A 17043-nucleotide genomic window follows, 5' to 3' on the forward strand; every position below is an offset into this window, starting at 1 on the left:
CCGGTGGGCCCGCACGGACCGGGGACGGGAGGGGGCGGCCGGCGTCTCCATCGCTACTCCGCCGACTCGACGAGTTCGTCGATCGCGTACGGCAGTGACAGCAGGGTGCTCTGGGACATGGCCGCGCCGATGGCCGGGCCCTCGCTGTCCAGCAGGTAGGAGACGTTCCCCTTCTTGACCGCCGAGAGGTTGGCGAACAACTCGAACTTCTTCAGCGCCTTCTGGTCCGCCTTGTCGTTGATGACGAAGATGCGGTCGACATCGACCAGGTCGATGCGTTCGGGCGACAGTTCGGTGGAGAATTTGCCGTCCGCGATCTTGTCGATCTTCTTCTGGCCCTTGAAGCCGATGCCTGTCACCAGCCGTCCGCGCACATCGGTGGTGGTGAACGGTGCGATCGAGTCCTTGTACCAGGACAGGACGACAGCGGTCCGGTCCGCGAACTTCGGGTGCGCCTTGCGGGCCGCCGCCAGTTTGCCCTCGATGCCCCGCACCAGCTTGGCGCCCTCGTCCTCCTTGCCGAGCGCCTTGGCGATGTGGCGCGCGTTGTCCTGCCACGGCGCGCTGAACGGTTCCTTCTCGGCCTTGGTGCGGCCCACCGTCGGGGCGATCTTGGAGAGCTTGTCGTACGCGGCCCGGTCGATCTCGGAGTAGACCGCGATGATCAGGTCCGGCCGCAGGGAGGCGATCTTCTCGTAGTTGGGGCCGGAGTCCCCGTTCTTCATGACGACTTCGGGCTTGCTGTCGCCCCACTTGTCCTTCACCCAGGGCCATTGGGTGTTGATGTCGGGGCTCTTGCCCTGCGGGTTGGGGTACTGGTCGACCATCCCGACCGGTTTGGTGCCGAGTGCCAGGACGGCCTGGTCGTCGGTGTAGCCGACGGTGACGACCCGCTGGGGCGCCTTGGTGACCTTTGTGGATCCGAACGCATGCTCGACGGTGACCGGGAATGTGCCGCCCGCGGCAGCCTGGGTGTCGTCGCTCGACCGGTCCGACGTGTCGGAACCGCATCCCGCGAGAAAGCCTACCCCGAGGGTCGCGGCGGACAGTACCGCCGCCCATCGCCGCCAGGACTTCACAAGGGTCGTTCTGTGGAGGAGCATTCGTGATCCTCTGCTTTCGCGCTGTCCGCCGTGCCCCTGATCAGGAGCAGGGAAACTGTACCCGCAGAGGTGAGGTTAGCCTAGCCTAATCCCCCTTCCTCCGGGCCCGGTCGAGGCGGACATGGGTGCGGCCGATCGGCACGATGAGGGGCCGGTCGCCCACCGGGTCGTCGATCACCTCGGCGCGCAGCGCGAACGCCTCGTACAGCAACTCGGCAGTGATCACGTCACGCGGGTGCCCCTGCGCCAGGATCGAGCCGTCCCTCATCACGATGAGGTTGTCGCTGTAGCGCGTGGCCAGATTGAGGTCGTGCAGCACCATGACCACGGCACAGCCCGACTCGTGCAGATCGTCCACCAGGTCGAGCACGTCGATCGCGTGCGCCAGGTCCAGATAGGTGGTCGGCTCGTCCAGCAGCAGCAGATCGGTGCCCTGCGCCAGGGTCATCGAGATCCAGACACGCTGGCGCTGACCGCCGGAGAGCGAGTCGACGGGTCGGTCGGCCAGGTCGGACACCCCGGTCATGGCAAGGGCGCGCTCCACCACGTCGGCGTCGTCCGACGACCACTGCCGCAGCCAACTCTGGTGCGGGTGACGGCCCCTGGCGACCAGATCGGCCACCGTCAGCCCCTCCGGCGCGACCGGCGCCTGCGGCAGCAGACCGAGCTTCTTGGCCACGTCCCTGGTCCTGAGCGTGGCGATGTCCTCGCCGTCCAGCACGACCGTCCCCCTGGCCGGCTTGAGCAGCCGCGACAGGGTCCGCAACAGGGTCGTCTTCCCACAGCCGTTGGGGCCGATGATCGTGGTCACCAGCCCCGGGGGTATCACCGCGTCCAGGTCGTCGATGACGGTCCGGCCCCCGTACCCGACCGTGACGCCCCGGACTGCCAGCCGGGAGACGCCAGTGGTCCCGGACTCCATCCCGGTGCTGCGCTGAGCGGCCACCAGTCCCCCTCCACTTCGGTTCGCCTCACCTTACTTGCCCGCTATTTGCGGTTCGCCCGCACCAGCAGATACACCAGGAAGGGCCCACCGATCGCGGCGGTCACCACGCCGACCGGGAGCGTGATCGGCAGTGCCGTCCGCGCGATCAGGTCCGCGCCGGTCAGCAGCAGCGCCCCCACCATGCCGGAGGCGGCCATCGGCGGCGTCGGGTACCTCGCCAGCCGCATCGCCACCTGTGGCGCCACCAGCGCCACGAACGGCACCGGACCCGCCGCGCTCACCGCCACCCCCGCCAGCAGCACCGCACACAGCAGCAGCACGCCCCGCACCACCGAGTACCGCACGCCGAGGCCCGCGGCGATGTCGTCACCGAAGTGCAGCGGTTTGAACTGGAACGCGACACAGCACACGACGGCCAGCAGGACGAGGGTGCCCCAGAACGCCACCCGGACCTCGCCCCACGACCGGTCGTCCAGCGAGCCGACCAGCCAGGCCTGGGCCCGGGCCACATCCCTGATATCGGCCCTGACCAGCAACCAGGTCGTGATCGCCTGCGTCATGGCGCTCACCGAGATACCGATGAGGATGAGCCGGAAGCCGTCGATCCCACGCCGCCACGCCAGGAAGTACACCAGCAGGCCCGTAGCGAGACCGCCCGCGAGCGCCGCCGCGGACAGCCCCATGGCGCTGCCGATCGCCGCGGCCGTTCCGCCCGACACCGTCACCAGGAACACGGCGACCATGCCGGCGCCCCCGGTGATGCCCAGCACGTCCGGGCTCGCCAGCGGGTTGCGCGCGACGGACTGCGTGATCGCCCCCGACACCCCCAGCGCCGTTCCCACTATCAGCCCGGCCAGCGCGCGCGGCATCCGCAGGTCCATGATGACGAATGCGTCGGCCCGCTCCCCCTGGCCGAGGATCGTGGCGATCACCCGGGGCAGCCCTATGGAGAAGTCCCCGGTGCTGATGGAAAGACAGAACACCAGGAAGGCCGCCGCCGCCAGCAGCAGCGTGACACCGGCGACCCAGGGGCGCCACACGAACGACACCTGTCCGAACCGCACGCCCGGCGGCACTGCTCGCTTCATGTCCGGTCCGTTCATGCGCTCTTGAACTTTCCACGCCACACCAGCGCCGCGAAGAACGGGGCCCCCAGCACAGCGACGACGACGCCCGCGTCCAACTCGCCCGGCCGCACCACCAGGCGCCCCACGATGTCGGAGACCAGCAGGACGACGGCTCCGAGCACGGCCGCGTACGGCACCAGCCAGCGATAGTCGGGGCCGGTCAGATACCGCGCCACATGGGCCACCATGAGCCCGAGAAACGCAATCGGGCCGCATGCCGCGGTTGCCGCGCCCGCCAGCAAGGTCACGGCGACGATGCCGATGGTCCGGCTCCGCGCGATGTGCACACCCAGCCCCCGGGCCACATCGTCGCCCAGGTTGAGCAGGTTGAGTGCGGGCAACGTGACCAGCGCGAGCACCAGTCCGACCGCGACGAACGCGGCCACCGGCCAGATGACGCCGAATCCGACGCCGGCCACGGAGCCCGCGTTCCAGAACCGCAGCGCGTTCAGCGACTTCTGGTCCGACAGCGCGACCGCCGTCGTCATCGCCGCCAGGAAGACCGTGACGCCCTGTCCGGCCAGCGCGAGCGTCAACGGGTTGCCCGCCCCCCGGCCGATACTCGCCAGGCCGAACACGACGACACCGGCGACCGCCGCGCCCACGAAGGCGAACCAGACGTACTGGAACGGGTCGGCGAAGCCGAACACGGCGATCACCGACACCACGGCGAACGAGGCCCCGGCGTTGACCCCCAGCAACCCTGTGTCGGCGATGGGGTTGCGCGTGTACCCCTGGATCAGCGCCCCGCCGACCCCCAGGGCGAGCCCCGCCACGACCGCGAGCACGGTGCGGGGCACCCGCACGGTCTGCACGATGAGCCTGATCTCGGTGAGCCGCCGGTCGGGTTCCGGCGCCGCGAACAAGCCGTGCCACACCTCGCCGGGGCTCAACGCCCGGGCGCCGACAGCCAACGACACCGCCCCCGCGATCAGGAGGAGGAGCACCAGCATGCCCAAACCCACGGCCCGCCGCCGGCGGACGTCTGTTGTGCCCCTGGGCGCGGAGCGCTCGACTGCAGTCGTACACATGTCGACGTACGTTAGCCGTGACGTCTCAGGAGGTCGGTTCCGCGCTGCCCTTCGTGGTCGGTTGCCGGGGAAGGCGCAGAGCGGTTCCGGCTGCCGGTGGGCCGGCGGCGGGGCGGTGTTGCCGCGTGAGCGGATTTGTGCGCGTCACCGTGACAACCGTTCGGCGGCCGCCGGGGTGACGGGGGTGAAGAAGTTCACGAGGTTGCCGTCGGGGTCCCGGAACAGCAGGGACCGGTTGCCCCAGGGCATCGTGGTGGGCCCGCTGACGAAGTCGGTGACGAAGCCGGTCAGGTTCCGGTGCACGCGGTCCACGTCCTCGACGAGGAACTCGGTGATCACGCTGTGGTTGTCCGCCGGGCGGGCAGAGCCGGGGGCGAACAGCGGGACGGTGCGGCTGCTTGCGATCGCGAGGGTGGCGCCCGCGGTCTTGAGTTCGGCGAAGTCCTCGGTGGCCCATATCGCCTGCACCCCTGTGGCGCGCTCGTAGAACTCGACGAGGCGTGCTGCGTCGTCGGTGATGATGCGGATCGAGACGAAGTCCATGGAAATCTCCTTGGTTGTTCCGGGGGCGTGCACCTCGCAGGCTAGGAGAGATAGTGGACAGAATCGGTCCACTATGCGCGTTACGTTGTGCATATGCCTCGACCCACTGGCCGCGTGCTGACGCTCCTGGAACTGCTGCAGTCGGGCGGCACCCGGACGATTGCCGAACTCGCCGACCGGCTCGGCGTCGAAGGGCGCACCGTGCGGCGGTATGTGGACCATCTGATCGATCTGGACGTGCCCGTCGAATCGGTGCGCGGCCGCTACGGCGGGTACCGGCTCGCTCCCGGATACCGATTGCCTCCGCTGATGCTCAACGACGACGAGGCGCTGGCCGTACTGCTCGGCCTGATCGCCGGCCGCCGAGCAGGGTTGGCGACCACGCAGCACACGGCGAACGAGACGGCGTCGGCGAAGATCCGGCGAGTGCTGCCCCGGCATCTCACCCGGCGGCTCGACACGCTCCTGGAATCCCTCGCCTTCACCGACCAGCCCGGCGAGTTCGACACCCCGGACGCCGGCGTCCTGCTCACCCTCGCCGATGCGGTGAGCCACCGCCGCCCGGTCTCGATCCGCTACACCGACCGCGACGGAAGGCGCAGCGAGCGCACGCTGCACGCGTACGGGATCGTCGCCCATGCGGGCCGGTGGTACGTCACCGGCCAGGACGCCCGGCTCGACGAGGACCGCACTTTCCGGCTCGACCGCATCGCGGACGCACGGACGATGCCCGGCTCTTTCGATGTGCCCGGTGGTCCCGACCCGGTACAGCGCGTGCTGTCGGGGTTCGCCACTGCCGAGTACCAGCATGAGGTGACCTTGCGGATCCACGGGACGGTCGAGCAGATCCGTGCCCGTCTTCCCGCCGGTGTCGCGAGGCTGGAGGAGCACGACCCCGCGGCAGGCCGGGACCGGGCCGCCGAGCGCTGGCTGCGTGCCGAGCTACGGGCGGAACGGCTCGACTGGCTGCCTCCGGTGCTCGCCTCGCTCGACCGGCCGTTCGTCATCGAGCGCCCCGACGAACTGCGCGACCTCGTCACCGCGCTCGCCGACCGTCTCGCGTCCTGCGCCCGCCAGGCCTGACCCCAAGGCACCACCGGGACCGGGGCGCCGCCGAGCCGCTGGGCGCTCGCCTACGCCCGTCCGTCCGGGAGCGCCCGGACGGACGGGCGGCTCACGACGGCACAGGCGAAGCGGCCGGGAGTTCCTCGGTCCCGCCGAAGTCGGTGCACCCCTCATCGCCCGACTTCAGCTCCCAGCACGCCCTGACCTGCTGCGGGGCCGGAGCGCCCAGCATGAAGGTGAAGGCCGCGAGATTGGGGTCGTCCGGCACCACCTCGTCGTACCGGCGCTCGTCCTTGCGCACCAGTTCGATACGGTCGCCGGGTGTCGCGGACTTGATGCGCGCCCAGGCGGCACGGCATGCGCTGCTGTAGCGCAGCTCGACGTAGGACTTCCCCACCCGTTCGCTGGCAGATGTCCAGGCGTCCCCGCCGCAGCCCTTGTCGACGGGGTCCTTCCCGTTGCAGGAGTCCCCGTGGCAGCTGACCCGCACATCCTCGACGGGAAGTTTCGAGGCGTCGGCCCCCTCGCGGCTGCCGTTCTCCTGCGACGTCGCCCCACCGGCGAAGGCGAAGGCGGCGAGGGCGCCCGCGACGGTGAGGACGGTTCCCAGCGCCACGGCGACGGCCCTGCCCGTCGGCCGGCGCCCACGCCCGGGCGGCACCGTGCTGCCCAGGGCCGTCACCGACCGGTCCGAGACCTCCGTCTCCCCCGCCGCTTCGGTCTCTCCCGTCCCGGCTGCGCTGTCCCCGCGCCCGGTTCCGCCCCGATCGCTCCACGCGGCCTCCGCGAGCTCCCAGCGGGCCAGCAGTTGCTCGGGGTCCGTACCCGCCCGGGCGGCGAGGGCCTCGACGGCCCACGAGGGCGGGAGCCCGCTGCCGTTGAGGCAGCGCTCCCAGGAGGACTTGCTGTAGGCGGTGGCTTCGGCGAGCTGGGCGAGCGTGAGGCCTGCCGAGTCCTTGGTACGGCGCAGTTCCTCGACGAAGCGCCGCACATCCAGTTCGAGTGCGTCGGGTAGTGCCTTCCACCCACTCATCGGCGTGCGGCCCCTCCTTCGAATCGTCCCGGCGCTGACCGTCTCAGCCCTGATGCACTGGCAATTGTGCATACGCCCTGACCCCCTGTCCCGGCGTGGCGGACAACGGTCACCGGGTGGGGAGAGGATGTTCCCATGTCTCGACGCATGGTTCGCCTCCTGACCCTCTTGGTAGCGCTCACGGGAACGGGCTGTTCCGCCGACAGCAGCGACGCCTCGCCCACCCGGAAGGCCGACTCGCCGTCTCCGTCGGTGGCGGGGGGTCACCTCTATGTGCGGGGTGGCGGCACGGTCACCGACGACTGGGACGACGAGGGCCTTCTGGGCGAGAATCTGCCTGTCCGCAGCGACTTGGCGGCGATGTGGCAGACGGTCCTGTGGGCGGACGGATATCTCGACCGTTCCCGGATCGACTGCCACTACTCGAAGCGCACCCGCCGTGCGACGCGCGCCTGGCAGAGCAACCATGCGCTGCCCGCCGACGGCATCGTCGGTCCGCAGTCCTTCGGACGGGCGACCGAGCGGCTTGTCCGGCGCGGCGGAATGGTCGTCTTCAAGGGCGAGCGGCACGAGGTGCCCTTCAAGCTGGCCCGCGACGGAAGGTATCTGGTCGAGGACTCGGGCACCTACAAGCCGCTGCGGCGGGACAGGCCCACCCTGCGGGTGTGCGGCAGCGCCACCCGTTGAGCCCGTGCCCGTCCGTCGGGCGGGCGTTCGGTCGGTCCGCCCGGCACCTCGCCGGGCCCGCCGTCGCCCGGTCGATCACCCCCGGTCAATCCGTCCAGGCACGCTTCCCGGCGTCCACGCAGGAGTGCCTGTCCGCGATGACGGCGCACACCTGCACGTTCGAGCCGAGGTTCTCGGGCGCCGGCGCCATCGCCGTACGTCCGTCCTGGGAGTCCTCCCACAGCTGTCCGGCGCCGGGGGCGCTCAGCGAGATGCCCTTCACATCGTTCGCGGGCGTCACCGCGCCCCACACCGCCGCGCACCGGATGCTCCGGTAGACCTCGATGCGGTGGTGCCTGATGTCGTAGCGACCCACCACCCGCCCGTCCGCCTGGCAGCCCGCCCGTACCGGATCACGCCCTTCGCACGCCTCTCCCCGGCAACGGGGACGCACCTCGTCGGCCGCGGGGCCGGCGGCCTCGGACGGGAGCGGAAAGGGCCAGGCAGGCCGTCCGATGCCTCTGCCCGACGCGTCAGGTACGCACGCCAGCAGCACAAGAGAGGCGAGCGCTACCGACCATCGGGCCGCTCGGACGGCGACGGACCGGGCGCCGGGGCCGCCCGGGGCCCGCCACCCCCGCACGGCTGCGGTGTTCGGTCCCGCTTCGTCGGACACGCCGGTAGCGGCGGCACCGGCGGAAGTCGCCGCGACACCGGAAGGTGCGGGGGCGGCCGGGGCCGTCGGCACCGGCTTGGTGCGCGCACGCCGGCGGTTCGCCTCCTCCCACGCCTCGTTCGCCGACTCCCACTGCACACTCAGCCGGACCAGCAGGCGGCGTTCGGTCCCCGAGAGCTTCGCAAGTGCTTCGACCGCCTCCCACGGGGGTAGGGTCACCGCGCTGAGGTAGCGCTGCCAGCTGGACGCGCTGTAGGGGGTCTTGGCCGCGAGGGCGGTATAGCTCAGGCCGCTGCGGTCCTTGAGCAACCTCAGCCGCTCCACGAGCCGACGCACTTCCGGCCGCACGTCCTGAGGCAGTGGACGCCAGCGTCCCATCGTCTTCTCCCCTCCCCGAGCGCGGCCGTCACACCGGGCGCCTCACTCCCGGGTCCGGCCGACCCCAGTGTCCCCCACCGTGCTCACGCGGCCGACCCAGCGTCCCACGGGAGTGTCACCCCGGGCCACATCACCGCTGGTCACAGCGCTGGTTTCCCATTCTGCCCCAGGTTGGGGCCGCCGCGTTCCGCTGTCGCCGATCACGGCTCAGGCTGGTCACCGAGCCGGTCGGGACGGCACTGCCGACCGGAGCGAACAGGCGGACAGAGAGCGAGGGTCGGGGTGCATCGGTTTCACGTACGGGTGCTGGGTCCACTGGAGCTGGACCGGGACGGGGAGCCCGTAGCCCTGCCGAGAGGGAGGCAACGTACGCTGCTCGCCACCTTGGCGCTGCGCCCCGGCAGCCCGGTACCGACCGGCGTGATCGCTGACCGGCTGTGGGACGAACGGCCTCCGGCCAGTGCCCAGGTGACCATCCGCAACCACGTCAAACGGCTGCGGCGGCTGCTGGACCCGGCGGGCCGTACGCCTGTCGTCCCGTTCGAGGGCGGCGGCTACCGGCTCGCCGTCGCCGAAGCGCACGTGGACCTGTACCGCTTCCGGGACCTCACCGGGCGGGCCGCCGCCACCGCGGACCCCGAGCAGGAGGCACGGCTGCTGCGGCAGGCCCTGGCACTGTGGCGCGGTCCCGCGCTGGGTGACATCGACAGCGCCTCCCTGCACCGGGAGGTCGTACCGACGCTGGCGGAGGAGTACGCACAGGCTCTGCACCGCCGGATCCGCCTCGACATGCGGCGGGGCGCCCACGCCGAGGTGATCACGGAGCTGCGGCGCCTGGTGAGCGAGGACCCGCTGCGGGAGCGTTTCTGGGCGCAGCTGATGCGGGCGCTGCACCACACGGGCCGGCGGGCGGAGGCACTCGTGTGCTACGAGCAGTGCCGTCGCGCGGTGGCGGACGCCCTCGGCGTGGAGCCCAGCGCGGAACTGCGCGAGCTGCACCGGCAGTTGCTCACGGGGGACGCCGCCGTCCTTCGCCCCGGATCTTCCGCGGTAGGGCAGGACCGCCGGGTGCCTCGGCAACTTCCGCCCGACATCGCACACTTCACCGGCCGCTCACACCACCTCGCAGCCCTCGACAAGGCCTGCGCACCCGCCGCGGGGCGGTCGCCCGCCGGTCTGGTGGCACTGGTCGGCGAGGCCGGTGTGGGCAAGACCGCACTGGCCGTGCGCTGGGCACACCGGGTACGCGAGTCGTTCCCGGACGGCCAGCTCCATGTCGACCTGAGGGGATACGCGCCCGACGCGCCGCTGTCTCCTTCCACGGCACTCGCCACCCTGCTGTCCGACGTGCACGAGGGTCCGCTGCCGGAGGGAGCCGACGCCCGTGGTGCGCTGTTGCGCAGTGTCCTGTCCGGCAAGCGGGTCCTCGTACTGCTGGACAACGCCCGCGACGCCGAACAGGTGCGCCCGCTGCTGCCGGGCGGAGACCACACGGTCGTGGTCACCAGCCGCAACCAGCTGCGCGGGCTGGTGGCCAAGGAGGGCGCCCACCGGCTGCCGGTGGACCGGCTCACCGCCGAGGATGCCGCCGCCCTGCTCGGCGAGTTGATCGGGCACCACCGCTGCAGGGCCGAACCGGAAGCCACCGCGCGGCTCCTGGGCCGTGGCGCCCGACTGCCGCTGCTCCTGCGGAACATCGCGGAGCGGGTGAACCGCTATCCCCGGGCGCTCCTCGCCGAGGTGGCCGACGCGTTGTACGACACGTTGTACGACGGGGATGGTCCGGCGGGGGTGCTGTGCGCGCCCGGTGCCGGGGCCGATCCGTCCGCGCTCGTGTCGTGGACCTACCGCACCCTTCCCCCCGAGGCACGGCGGCTGCACCGGCTGCTGGGCACCCGGCCGGAAAGGGTGGTCGGCCCCCGGGCCGCCGCCGCCGTGTCGGGCACCTCCGTGCGGGAGACGGGCAGGCTCCTGGACAGCCTTGCCGAGGTGAACCTGTTGCTGCAGTGGACCCCCTACGAGTTCGAACTCGACGCCCTCAGCACCTCCCGGGCGCGGGCCGACGACGCGGCACGGCCACCTCACCCCGGCGTCAGCAAGGCCGTCTCGGTGGGGGCGATGTCCAAACGCAGGATCTCGGCGGCGCCCGCGCGGAACAGCGCGATCTCGGTCGGCTCCAGCGACGCCGTCACCTGAGCCGCGTACTCACCCGCCACCGGCAGCACCGCCTCGGCGAAGGAGGCGCCCAGCGCGAGCAGGGCGTCCAGGTCGTGCCAGAAGCCGCCGTGCCGGGGCGCCTGACGGCGCACATGCACGGTGGTGCACCAACGGCCCGCTCCCTCCCCGGCCGGCAGCGGCGGTGCACGCCGCACGTCGGAGATCAGCGCCTGCGGGCCGTGGTCCACGCCCGGCGGTCGCGGAGCGCGGGAGGGCCAGGAGCCGGGATCGTCCTCCAGCGACAGCCGGTCCCCGGCCGCGTCACGCAGCCTCGCCCACAGGGCGGGAGTGCGGGTGGCGGCTGTGACATGCGCACCCACCGCCAGCAGCCGACAGGCCAGGAGCCGGCCGAAAAGGGATTCGCCCAGCACGCCGATCCGCACTCCCAGGACCCGCAGGGTGACGGAGCGCCCCGAGCGGTCGGTGCCCAGGTGGAGGCCGGCGAGTGCGTCGTACAGCGGGAACCCGAGGGCCGCCTCGACACCTTCGCCTGCGGGTCCGGTGCGCCAGCGGGCGGGGGGCAAGGCGGCCAGCCCGGGTTCGAGGGACCGGGGCCCGCCCCGGGACGGGCGGGGCGGGTGCGCTGCCGTGTGCGGGGGTGTGTTCACCGTTCTCCCATCCCGACCGCGAAGCCGGTCGTCTCCACCAGCGACCGTCCGGGAACGCCCAGCGGCAAGGTAGCCACCAGGCCGTCCTCCTGACCGCCCGTCACCAGACCGGCCACGCCGGACTCGCGCACCAGCAGGTCGCGGGCCCGGGCGGCCCGCTGGTCGAGTGGGCTGACCAGCCGCACCGCGGTGCGTACCTCGACGACTGCCTCGCCACCGTCTCCACAGCCACTCAAGTCACCGGGAGCCACGGTCGCCGCGACCACAGCACGCTCCGCCTGGGACTCGGCGACCGCGGTGAGGAGCCTTGACCAGTCGTCGGCCGAGCGGACGTCGGCGACGGCCGTGCAGTGCGTCATGGACGCTCCCGCCCAGCACTCCGGCGTCACCTGCCCGCTCCCCTCAGGATCGCCCACCTCCCTCAACAGCGCCTGTACCGCGGCGGCGTCCAAGGGCTCGGCCGGCGCACCCGCCCGTGCCAGACGGGCCCGCAGCCGCGCGGTTGCGGCGACGGTCGCGGCGCGTGCGCCCACGGTCCCACCGCCCCTGCGTTCGGCGGCCTCGGGCGCTTCCCAGGGCTCGTACCGCAGGACGAGCCAGGCACGCACCGCCACCAGGTGCCGCCGCGCGGGGAGTTGGCGATAGGCCATGGCCGGCTCGAAGCGCTGTCGGAGGTCCCAGGACGGCAGGCCGTGCTGCTCCACCAGCAGTTGCACGGCGGCAGGGCGCACCGGGTCGTTCCGTAGCCAGCTGGCCAGCAGTCCTGCGGGCAGGCCGGGGTGCACGCCGTCGGGAAGCCGCAGTACGGCGGCGAAACCACGCCCGTCGCACGCGACGCCCACCGGCGGCCCGTTGCGGTCGGGAACCGAGGTGACCTCCAGGGTGGGAAAGAGGGATCCGGCGAGGCCGAGGTGCTCCGGGCCCCGGTCGTGCGGCGTGCCGTCCGCCCGGGCGGCCTCGGCCGGATCGGACCTGGCCCGGTACCTAGGGGCGGGAGCAGGAGCGGGAGCGTCGAAGGTGCCGCGGCGCAGCCACCGCACCAGATGTCCGCCGGCCGTCCGGCCCCGTACGCGCAGCAGCGTGAGCCCCGTGAGGAGAACGCCCGCGCCGGCCAGTACGCCGCCGCCCGCGCCGCCGAGGGCGCCTCCGGCGGCGGCGCAGCCCGCAGCCGCCTGCAGCGCGACGAGGCGGCCCCGCCGCACGCGGCGGGGCCATGGCACCGTCGTGGTCATTCCCGCTCCCCCTCGCCGTGCGGCTCGTCCTCGCCCGCGGCCTTGTCCCGGTCCTTGCTCTTGGCCGCGCCCTTGTCCCGACCCGGGTCCGTGTCCGCGCCGCCGTCCGTACGTTCCGTACGGCTGCCGCCGTGCTCCTCGGCGGCCGAGCGCGGGTCCAGCACCGGGCCCGTGGGCAGCAGACCGACGAACCCCTTGGGCAGGGAGGGCGCCTGTTCGACCGGGTAGCCCAGCCGTGTCACCGCGTCCGCGGAGGCGAACGGGTAGGCGGTGCCGGTGTCGGTGACCAGCGTGTACGTGCCGCCGGAGCCGGCCGATGCCGTGGCTCTGACCACCGCGCCCCCACCCGGCGGTACGTACAGTTCGTCCACCCGTCCGAGGGGCTTGCCACCCGCCGCCGACACCGCGGGGACGCCCTTCGGCTGCGGCATCCGCTCCGGCAGCGCCACTGTCGCCTGCCACGGGGCGTCGCCGGGGGTGCTGCCCGGGGCCGTACTGACGCACAGCGGTCGGCCCCGGTCGCGGGACGCCGCCTCGGGCAGCCGCTCGGGCCAGGCCGGATCACCCGGCGCGGAGGCCTTCGACCGTGGGGCGGCGGTCACCTGGGCGGGAGTCAGCTCGTGTTCGTCCACGCCGGTGGTGCGCAGCAGTGTGTAGACCAGCTCGGAGACGGCGACCAGCCCGTCGGCCCGTACCTGGTAGTACTGCGGGTTGACGCCGCCCACATCGCTGCCGGCCAGGTCACCGACGGCGGCGCCACGGACCGGCAGCCGCACGTCGGGGGCTTCGCCCTCGCCCCGCACCGACTGCGGTGTCCGGATCGCCGGCCCTTCCGGGACGGTGGCCAGAACCTCGTCGGACAGCGGTGTCTGCTCGGTGCGCTGGAGGCCCAGCGCGTTGCGGACCGGCACGGACAGCGAGAACCTCCGCCCCTGCGTCAGCAGCCAGAAGTCACCGCCCGGCGCGGTCGCGAGCACGGTGGCGGCCGAGGCGTCTTCCGGGACGGCGTCGGGCACTGCGACATACAGGTGGGTCCTCGCCTGCTGACCGGATTCCTCCCCGGGGACCGTGCACACCGTCCACTCCTCGGTGGACAGCCGGGACGTGTCGGGCAGCGCGTCGGGGGCCGCCGGGATACCGACGGGCAGCCCTCGTGGTACGCCCTTGAGCGCTTCCGCGCGGACCTCGGTCCGTTTGCCGCCGCCCACCAGCAGCGCCGAGGAGAGATTGAGCGCCGGGTGCAGCACACCGTCCGACATCACATAGCGGTCGCCGCTGCCGCTGACCACCACGGCGCCGTCGCCCGGCAGGTCGGGCCCCTTGCCGCCGCCCAGCCAGCCCGCGATACCGAAGCCCGCCATCACCAGGACGCCGAGCGCGATCCCGCCGCCCAGCGAGCGGTTGAGGCGGCGCCGGGGGTCGCGCAGGGCCTCGTCGGTGCCGCGCAGCAGGCTGGTCTGCTGTCGCCGGTTGCCGTACGCGTGGGCTTCCGCCAGTTCTCGTGTGGTCGCCATCAGCTCAACTCGTCCGGTGGGTGCGGTGGGTCGGGTCGGTCCTGCCGCGCCGGGTCCGGGAGACGCCGCCGGTCAGCCCGTCCAGTGCGGGTGCCACCGGCGGCCGGGCACGGTCGGTGCGGAAGCGATCGGCACCGGCACGGTCGGCACCGGCGCCACGGGGCCCGCCGCCGACGGGCGCCGGCCGCCAACGGCGGGCGGCCGCGCGGCGGACGGCGGGAGCGCCGAGCACCGCGAGCAGTACGGTCAGCAGCAGTCCACCGCTCCAGGCGAGCGCGGTCGCACCGGTCGGCGAGAGCAACGGGCGGGGACGCGGCACGGCTTGCACGGGGATGGCACCGGGCCGCGCTGCGGCTTGCCGGTCTTGTTGCGCTCCGGCCCGCCCGCCGTCTCCCGCAAGGTGGGTGAGGGCGCCGAACGGGTCGACGACGCCCGCGCCCGTGCGCTCGTTCGTGCCGCCGCCGACAGGCGCCGCCGCGTCCACCAGCCGCTCGCGCACCTGACGGGCGGACAGTCGGGGAAAGCGGGAGCGGACCAGTGCCGCGGCGCCGGAGACCTGCGGGGCTGCGAAGCTGGTGCCCTTGTCCCGGCGGTACCCCGAGCCGCCTGCCGCCAGTACGACCTCGTCCTGGCCGTAGCCGGCAAGATCCACCCAGCCGCCGCTGTTCGACTCCTTCATCGGCTGCCCCGTCGGCTGCACGGCGCCGACCGCGAGCACACCATCGTAGGCGGCCGGATACATCTTCTTCCCGCTGGTGCCCTCGTTGCCCGCCGCCGCGACCACGACGACGTCCTGGGCCACCGCGCGTTCGACCGCCTTCCGGACGGGAGCTCGGTCGACGGGCAGCGCGAAGGAGAGGTTGAGCACCTGCACGCCGCTGTCCACGACGCGGTCGATGGCGGCGGCCAGCGCCTCGGCGGGTGCGTTCTCCACCCCGCCCACCACCCGCACCGGCTCGACACGGGACGCCGGCGCCACCCCCGTGATACGGGCCTCGCCGCCCCGGCGTGCGGCGATGAGCCCGGCCACAGCGGTGCCGTGGCCCTCGCAGTCGAGCGCGGGGGGCTTCGGCCGCTGGATGCGGTAGCCCTTCTTCGTCCGTACCGTCACCACCTCGGCCCCCTCCCGGACGGCGCCGGACAGTTCCGGGTGCCGGTCGTCCACCCCGGAGTCGACGACACCGACGGTGATCCCCTCCCCCTCGGCGAGGTCCCAGGCCTGTGCCAGCCCGAGGCGGTCGGTGAGGTTGCGGCCCGGAAGCGCGTCGGGCAGCGGCTCGCCCTGCTGCGGGGGACGACGACAGGAGGTGTCGACCCGGTCGGCCGCCAGGGCCGGCGGCGCGGGCAGCGACAGCTGACCCAGCGCCGCCGTGACAGCCGCGGCAGCCAGTGTTCGCCTGCCTCGTCGTCCTGTCATGCCTTCAGCTCCAGCAGAGCCGCATAGACGTCCCACACGGCCAGGATCAGCGGCACCACCGTCAGCAGCAGCAGCGTCTCGACCGTGTCCAGCAGCCGCGACAGCCGGGGGTTGAGCGTGCGACGGCCGCTGAAGAGCCCGACCGCGCATGCCACCAGGGCGATCGTCAGGGCCAGCGGCAGCACCACACCCAGCAGCGGCAGTGGCCGCCCGGCGAAGTCCAGGACCAGCAGTACGGCCGCGCCCAGCAAGGCGGCCACTCCCGTGGCGAGGGCGACAGCCACCTGCGGGGTCTCCCGGAAGAGCCGCGCCCGCAGCAGTGCCAGCACACCGAGCACTCCGGCCAGCACACCGGCCCACAGGCCGCCTGTGCCCAGCAGCACGAGGATGCCGCCGAGCAGTACCGCGTTGCTGCCGGCGAGCAGCCCCGTCAGCAGTTCCCGTGCCCGGTCGACCCGGACCCGGAGGGGGCCGTGGCCGATGAGCCCCGGAAGTCGCTCCAACTCCTCGGTCGCGGAGGCGAGCTGCGGGCCGGGGATATGAGCGAGGCGCAGGGCGAGGGCCGGCCACAGCGTGGTGACGGCCAGCGCGAGGGGTGCGCACACCGACGCGGCCCGGGCGGGGCTGGTGTCCCACACGGTGACGGTGAACGCCCCGACCGCCGCCAGCACTCCTCCCGCCACCAGCGTCGCGAACGGCCCGTCCCCGCTCCCGACCACCACGGGCCCGGCGGCTCCGACGGCCGCCACCACGGCACAGGCCAGCAGCAGTTGCGCGGCGCCCGTCCCACCGAAGGCGTCCAGACCGCGTGCGGCCTGCGCGGTGCCGCCGCCGAGCAGCCGTACCGCGCCGACCGCCGCGAGCAGCGCTGCGAGGACCACGGCGCAGGTGGCCGCCACGGAATCCGCGAACGCCCGGGAGAGCAGGGCGCCCAGCCCGATCCCGAGCAGTGCCGCCGCCAGCCCGAGGAATCCGGCGAGCACTCCGGGGGCGGCGGCCAGCGCCGCCGCGGCTGCCACGACGGCGACCCCGGCGAAGAGGGCGGAGGTACGGCGCACCGCCGCGGTGGGCCAGGCTCTCTCGGCGCTGCCGTCGCCGATGACCTCCACGACGTCGTCGTAGAGGGGAGGGCCGAAGTCCTCGATGCCGTGCCGGAGGAAGAGGATGTCGCCTTCCCGTACCTGCTGGGCGCCGAGAGTGCGGGCGCCGTCCAGCCGCGCCCCGTCGGCGGTCCGCAGGGCCCAGCCCTCGTGCAGCGCGCCACCGTCCGGGCCGGTCTCCTCACCGGCGTGCCGCACCAGTGCCGGCATCAGCCGGGAGAGGGGGACACCGAGCGGTACGGCGAGGTCCGCGCGGCTGCGTGGGCCCGCTATCGCGATCCGGCAGAAGGCGCTTCCGGTGCGGGCGGCGCTGTCCGCCGCCGTGTTCGCGTGCACGCCCGCGTCGGCGTCGGCGTCGCCTGCCGCGGGCAGGGTGGGAGCACTCAT

At 73.0% G+C, this 17043-nt stretch carries 15 protein-coding genes; 3 read left to right on the forward strand and 12 right to left on the reverse strand.

Features of this window, described 5'->3' with window-relative positions:
• Positions 1-53: 53 nt before the first annotated feature.
• The 5 genes from JW613_RS03135 to JW613_RS03155 all read right to left on the reverse strand — a co-directional run bounded on the left by JW613_RS03135 (position 54) and on the right by JW613_RS03155 (position 4750).
• Positions 54-1103, reverse strand: a complete 1050-nt coding sequence (locus JW613_RS03135; RefSeq protein WP_209209109.1) for an iron-siderophore ABC transporter substrate-binding protein — start codon at positions 1101-1103, stop codon at positions 54-56.
• 85 nt (positions 1104-1188) lie between these two features.
• The gene (locus tag JW613_RS03140; RefSeq protein WP_209209236.1) at positions 1189-2025 is read right to left on the reverse strand and encodes an ABC transporter ATP-binding protein; all 837 of its coding nucleotides are present in this window, start codon (positions 2023-2025) and stop codon (positions 1189-1191) included.
• Positions 2026-2090: 65 nt separating this feature from the next.
• Complete coding sequence (locus JW613_RS03145) at positions 2091-3152, reverse strand: FecCD family ABC transporter permease (protein ID WP_209209110.1); 1062 nt, start codon at positions 3150-3152, stop codon at positions 2091-2093.
• On the reverse strand, positions 3149-4207 hold the full coding sequence (locus JW613_RS03150) for a FecCD family ABC transporter permease (protein ID WP_209209111.1): 1059 nt from the start codon (positions 4205-4207) through the stop codon (positions 3149-3151). Before JW613_RS03150 ends, JW613_RS03145 begins: the two co-directional genes overlap by 4 nt.
• A gap of 144 nt (positions 4208-4351) precedes the next feature.
• Complete coding sequence (locus JW613_RS03155; RefSeq protein WP_209209112.1) at positions 4352-4750, reverse strand: VOC family protein; 399 nt, start codon at positions 4748-4750, stop codon at positions 4352-4354.
• A gap of 93 nt (positions 4751-4843) precedes the next feature.
• Here JW613_RS03155 and JW613_RS03160 point away from each other — a divergent pair, with 93 nt between their 5' ends.
• Positions 4844-5833 carry a helix-turn-helix transcriptional regulator gene (locus JW613_RS03160; RefSeq protein WP_209209113.1) on the forward strand — a complete coding sequence of 330 codons (990 nt, stop codon included), beginning with the start codon at positions 4844-4846 and terminating at the stop codon, positions 5831-5833.
• Positions 5834-5924: 91 nt separating this feature from the next.
• Here the strand turns inward: JW613_RS03160 and JW613_RS03165 are convergent, their stop codons facing one another.
• On the reverse strand, positions 5925-6848 hold the full coding sequence (locus JW613_RS03165; protein ID WP_209209114.1) for a helix-turn-helix domain-containing protein: 924 nt from the start codon (positions 6846-6848) through the stop codon (positions 5925-5927).
• Between the two features lie 135 nt (positions 6849-6983).
• On the opposite strand from JW613_RS03165, the gene JW613_RS03170 reads away from it, so the two are divergent.
• Positions 6984-7535 carry a peptidoglycan-binding domain-containing protein gene (locus JW613_RS03170; protein ID WP_209209115.1) on the forward strand — a complete coding sequence of 184 codons (552 nt, stop codon included), beginning with the start codon at positions 6984-6986 and terminating at the stop codon, positions 7533-7535.
• A gap of 85 nt (positions 7536-7620) precedes the next feature.
• On the opposite strand, the gene JW613_RS03175 is transcribed toward JW613_RS03170, so the two are convergent.
• Positions 7621-8568, reverse strand: coding sequence for a helix-turn-helix domain-containing protein (locus JW613_RS03175; protein ID WP_209209116.1), 948 nt, complete (start codon positions 8566-8568; stop codon positions 7621-7623).
• A 282-nt stretch (positions 8569-8850) separates the two neighbouring features.
• Between JW613_RS03175 and JW613_RS03180 the strand changes: the two genes are divergently transcribed.
• Positions 8851-10764 (forward strand): AfsR/SARP family transcriptional regulator, encoded by a 1914-nt coding sequence (locus JW613_RS03180; RefSeq protein WP_209209117.1) that lies wholly within the window; start codon positions 8851-8853, stop codon positions 10762-10764.
• On the opposite strand, the gene JW613_RS03185 is transcribed toward JW613_RS03180, so the two are convergent.
• From JW613_RS03185 to eccD, 5 genes are read right to left on the reverse strand one after another with little or no spacing between them, the layout of a single operon-like run.
• Positions 10650-11393: a hypothetical protein gene (locus tag JW613_RS03185; protein ID WP_307865768.1), complete on the reverse strand. Its 744-nt coding sequence runs from the start codon at positions 11391-11393 to the stop codon at positions 10650-10652. The two genes, JW613_RS03180 and JW613_RS03185, sit on opposite strands and share 115 nt — an antisense overlap.
• A complete protein-coding gene (locus JW613_RS03190; RefSeq protein ID WP_209209118.1) occupies positions 11390-12625 on the reverse strand; it encodes a type VII secretion protein EccE in 1236 nt (411 codons plus the stop codon). Before JW613_RS03190 ends, JW613_RS03185 begins: the two co-directional genes overlap by 4 nt.
• A complete protein-coding gene (eccB, locus tag JW613_RS03195; RefSeq protein ID WP_209209119.1) occupies positions 12622-14139 on the reverse strand; it encodes a type VII secretion protein EccB in 1518 nt (505 codons plus the stop codon). The genes JW613_RS03190 and eccB overlap by 4 nt, the downstream gene beginning before the upstream one ends.
• 4 nt (positions 14140-14143) lie before the next feature.
• Positions 14144-15556 (reverse strand): S8 family serine peptidase, encoded by a 1413-nt coding sequence (locus tag JW613_RS03200; protein ID WP_209209120.1) that lies wholly within the window; start codon positions 15554-15556, stop codon positions 14144-14146.
• Positions 15553-17043: a type VII secretion integral membrane protein EccD gene (eccD, locus tag JW613_RS03205; protein ID WP_209209121.1), complete on the reverse strand. Its 1491-nt coding sequence runs from the start codon at positions 17041-17043 to the stop codon at positions 15553-15555. Before eccD ends, JW613_RS03200 begins: the two co-directional genes overlap by 4 nt.

It is taken from the genome of Streptomyces smyrnaeus (genome assembly GCF_017676345.1).
In the GTDB taxonomy this organism is placed as follows: Bacteria; Actinomycetota; Actinomycetes; order Streptomycetales; family Streptomycetaceae; genus Streptomyces; species Streptomyces smyrnaeus.